Raw genomic sequence first — 3,822 nt, 5'->3', positions numbered from 1 at the left:
GTTATTGATTACCCTTACTTCGGCGAGTGTTTCGGCGTCGACCACATCGGCGACCGAACGGCGCGACCCTTCGTCGCCATAGGATCCAGCCGCTTTCCGCCAGCCGTCGGGATACACGTCACGCTGCTTGCCGAGCAGCGCGAGGAAGATCTTCGCCTTCTGCGCGCCGAATCCGGGCAGGTCCTGCAACCGGCGCAGCACCTCCTTACCATCGGGATCACCCTCGGTCCAGAGGTTGGCCGGTACGCCGTCGTAGTACTCGATCAGGTACTGGGCCAGCGCCTGCGCGCGCCGCGCCATCGATCGCCCGTAGCGGTGGATGGCGGGCGGCGTCGCGGCGAGCTCCTCGAATTCGGTGGGATCGGCCTCGGCGATACGGCGCAGATCGAATCCGTCCATGCGTTCCGCGAGTTTGCGCGGACCCCGAAACGCGTGCTCCATCGGATACTGCTGATCGAGCAGCATTCCCAGCAGCAACGCGAAATCGTCGGTGCTCAGGAGTTCGTCGGCCTCGGGGTCCTGAGCGAGACACAGCGTACGAGTCATACATTCATCGTGACACAATTCACCTATAGCCTCTGAGTCCATGCTCACCAGGACCGAGGTTCCCACGATGGCGGTAAGTATGACCGACTACACCCCACGCCCTGACCGCTTCGATCAAGCGGGCAAGGACCAACTGATCGACGCTCATGACCTGGAGGTCACCCAGCCCGGGATGCGCAGGCTGCGGGCCTGGAGTCACGCTGCGCTCGACTTGCGGCCGGGCGAGAGTGCCCTCGATATCGGATCCGGTACCGGCTCGGAGGTGTTCGTCTTCGCCGACGCCGTCGGGCCCACCGGTACCGCTGTCGGCGTCGAACCCGATCCGAATCTGATCGCCTCGGCCAAGCGCCGGGCCGAGGAGCACGGCTCAGCGGCGACCTTCGCCACCGGTGACGCCTATGGCCTGCCGTTCGGCAACGGCACCTTCGACGCGGTGCTCTGCGAACGGGTGTTCCAGCATCTGACCGCGCCCGCGCGCGCCGCGGCCGAGATCGCCAGGGTGCTGCGGCCGGGTGGCCGCGCGGTGGTGGTCGACAGCGACTGGAAGACGGCGATCGTGCATCCGGGCGATCCCCGGGTGGTCGGCGCCGTGATCGACACCCTGATCTCCTCGACCACGAACCCGCAGTCCGGGCGCAGGCTGGCCGGTCTGCTCAGCAATGCCGGACTGGTCGTCGACGAGGTCGGTTCGCACGCGCTGGTGCAGGACCGCAGTGTTGGCGCGGGCGCGCTGGTCAGCCGGATCGCCGAGCTGGCCGTGCTGCGCGGGACGATCACCGCCGCCGAGCGGGATCAGCTCGTCGCCGACCTGCAGGCCGGCGCCGATCGCGGTGACGTCCACATCTCGGTCACCATGTTCGGCGTGCTGGCGCACAAGCCTTCCTGAGCCGAGCCCGGGCGCGCGGATGTGCGCGCCCGGCTCGGAGGACTCAGTGCTGGGCGAGCAGCTTCTCCGTGGCCGCGAGCAGCACACAGGTAGCCAGGCCGTCCATCGCCTTCTCCAGTTCCGGCAGCTGCGGGAAGGAGGGGGCGATGCGGATGTTCTTGTCCTCGGGGTCGTTGCCGTACGGGAACGCCGAGCCGGCCGCGGTGAGGGCGATGCCGGCGTCCTTGGCCAGCGCGATCACCCGGGCCGCCGTGCCCTCGAGCACGTCGAGGCTGATGAAGTAGCCGCCCTTGGGCTCGGTCCACGACGCGACCTTGGAGGCGCCGAGGCGGTCCTCCAGAATGCGGCGGACCAGCGCGAACTTCGGCTCGAGCAGCCTGCGGTGCTTCTGCATGTGCTCGCGCACGCCCTCGGCGTCGGTGAAGAAGCGCAGGTGCCGCAGCTGGTTGAGCTTGTCGGGGCCGATGCTCTTCTTCGCCGCGTGCGACAGGTACCAGTCCAGGTTCGCCTTGGACGCGCCGAAGAAGCTCACGCCCGCACCGGCGAAGGTGATCTTGGAGGTGGAGGCGAACACCAGCGGGCGGTTCGGGTTGCCCGCCGCCGCGGCCATGCCGAGGACGTCGAGCACCGGCGCCGCGGTGTCGGTCAGCGGGTGCACCGCGTAGGCGTTGTCCCAGAACAGCCGGAAGTCCGGCGCGGCGGCGGGCATCGAAACCAGCTCGCGAACAACGTCTTCGGAGAAGACGGCGCCGGTCGGGTTGGCGTAGTTCGGCACCGCCCACAGGCCCTTGATCTGCGGGTCGTCGGCCAGCAGCGCCGCGATGACCCTGGTGTCGGGACCGTCGTTGTTCATCGGGATGGTGATCATCTCGATGCCGAGCGCCTCGGTGATCGCGAAGTGCCGGTCGTAGCCGGGGGCCGGGCACAGCCACTTGATCGTCTCCTCCGCGACCCAGCGGCGCGGGGAATCCGGGGTGCCGTAGAGCATGGCGAAGACGATGTTGTCGTGCATGAGCTCGAGGCTGGCGTTGTTGCCCGCGATCAACTGCTCGACCGGGATGCCGAGCAGCTCGCCGAAGATGGCGCGCAGTTCGGGCAGGCCGTTGAGGCCGCCGTAGTTGCGGCAGTCGGTGCCGGACCCGTCGCGGAAATCGCCGTCGCCGGGTAACGCCAGTAGGGACGCGGACAGGTCGAGTTGTTCCGGCGAGGGCTTACCTCGGGTGAGATCCAGCGTGAGCTTCTCGGTCTCGAGCTTCGCGTAATTCGCGGTCTGGGACTCGTGCTCGGACACGAGTTCCGCGTGGCTCATCAAACCGATCTGCGTTTGCCGGGGCATCCTGGGCAGCCTTTCGAAGCAGCAAGGTGGGGGGTGCACGCTGCGCGTGCCGACACCCGCAACGTTACCCGGCGGTTGCTCGGAATCGGTGGGGTATCCGGGGCCGGATGAGGCTCGCACACTGCGAAGGTGCGTAGGCCGATCGATCAGGCGGGGATCCCCAGAAAATTAAGGGGACCCCGCGCACCCGGCAGAGCCCGTTGACCCTTGCTGCCTTCCGGCCCTGGGGGAGTTCACAGGATGCGCGCCGCGCGGGATCCGTCGGCCAGTGTAGCGGCTCTCGGGCCGTCTAGCGATCCGAGGGTGCGAACAGCAGGTCAGCGGCACGGGCCATGACCTGAACGCGGGTGCGGCCCTCGTGGTCGGCGGCGAGGAAGTGGCCGCCGATCACCGCGCAGAAGGCGAGCAGACTGCGGGCTTCCACTTCGTCGGGATCATCGCAGAATTCACCGATCGTCTCGCGCAGCAGCGCCATTCGCCGATTGTCGACCCGGCGCAGGCGCTCGGCGACGTCGTCGTCACGGCGGGCCCAGTCGCGGATTGCGAGGTCGATCGGCAGCAGCCGATTGCTGGAGAAGGTGAGCAGGCCGGCCAGCCGCGCCTTGGTCTTCGGGTCGACGCCGGCGTGCTCGACCTGCTCGATCACCTGGTCGACGGCCTCGCTCTCCCACGCCTCGAGCATGGCGACCAGCAGCGCGTCGCGGTCGGCGAAGTAGCCGTAGAACCCGCCCTTGGTGACGCCGATCCGCTTGGCCAGTGCCTCCACCCTGACCGCGTCGACACCCGAGGAGGCGAGGACTTGCAGGCCTTCCTCGACCCATCTCGACCGGGGAGTTCGCGCGACGCCCACGACGTGTTCCACCTCATATCGCTCGGCTTCGACCGCCACCCGAGCGGCCCGAGCCCCCCAGTGTACGTATCCGTATAGTCCGCGGATCCGCCCTGACCGACCCGCCCCGTTTTTACACCGGGGCATCGGGACCGCTATGCTGCTCCACGGAGGATTCGCCAAGTGGCCAATGGCGCTCGCCTGGAACGCGGGTTGGGTTAACGC

The 3,822-nt window shown here is 68.1% G+C and carries 4 protein-coding genes and 1 other RNA gene; 1 reads left to right on the top strand and 4 read right to left on the bottom strand.

Going from position 1 to position 3,822, the window contains the following annotated elements:
- Positions 1–546, bottom strand: a 546-nt coding sequence (locus ACFWPJ_RS27195) for an HhH-GPD-type base excision DNA repair protein (RefSeq protein WP_378855487.1), incomplete at its 3' end; no start/stop codon positions are given.
- Between the two features lie 67 nt (positions 547–613).
- Between ACFWPJ_RS27195 and ACFWPJ_RS27190 the strand changes: the two genes are divergently transcribed.
- Positions 614–1,432: a methyltransferase domain-containing protein gene (locus ACFWPJ_RS27190; protein WP_378855485.1), complete on the top strand. Its 819-nt coding sequence runs from the start codon at positions 614–616 to the stop codon at positions 1,430–1,432.
- Positions 1,433–1,475: 43 nt separating this feature from the next.
- On the opposite strand, the gene ACFWPJ_RS27185 is transcribed toward ACFWPJ_RS27190, so the two are convergent.
- The 3 genes from ACFWPJ_RS27185 to ACFWPJ_RS27175 form a co-directional block, all read right to left on the bottom strand.
- Positions 1,476–2,768 (bottom strand): aminotransferase class I/II-fold pyridoxal phosphate-dependent enzyme, encoded by a 1,293-nt coding sequence (locus ACFWPJ_RS27185; protein ID WP_378855483.1) that lies wholly within the window; start codon positions 2,766–2,768, stop codon positions 1,476–1,478.
- Positions 2,769–2,936: 168 nt separating this feature from the next.
- Positions 2,937–3,031, bottom strand: an RNA gene (gene ffs / locus ACFWPJ_RS27180) — signal recognition particle sRNA small type.
- A gap of 26 nt (positions 3,032–3,057) precedes the next feature.
- On the bottom strand, positions 3,058–3,630 hold the full coding sequence (locus ACFWPJ_RS27175; RefSeq protein WP_378855481.1) for a TetR/AcrR family transcriptional regulator: 573 nt from the start codon (positions 3,628–3,630) through the stop codon (positions 3,058–3,060).
- Positions 3,631–3,822 lie beyond the last annotated feature (192 nt).

It is taken from the genome of Nocardia sp. NPDC058497 (assembly GCF_042720195.1).
In the GTDB taxonomy this organism is placed as follows: Bacteria; Actinomycetota; Actinomycetes; order Mycobacteriales; family Mycobacteriaceae; genus Nocardia.
The sequence above is the reverse complement of the archived record's forward strand: the minus strand, read 5'-3'. Positions and strand labels throughout refer to the sequence as shown.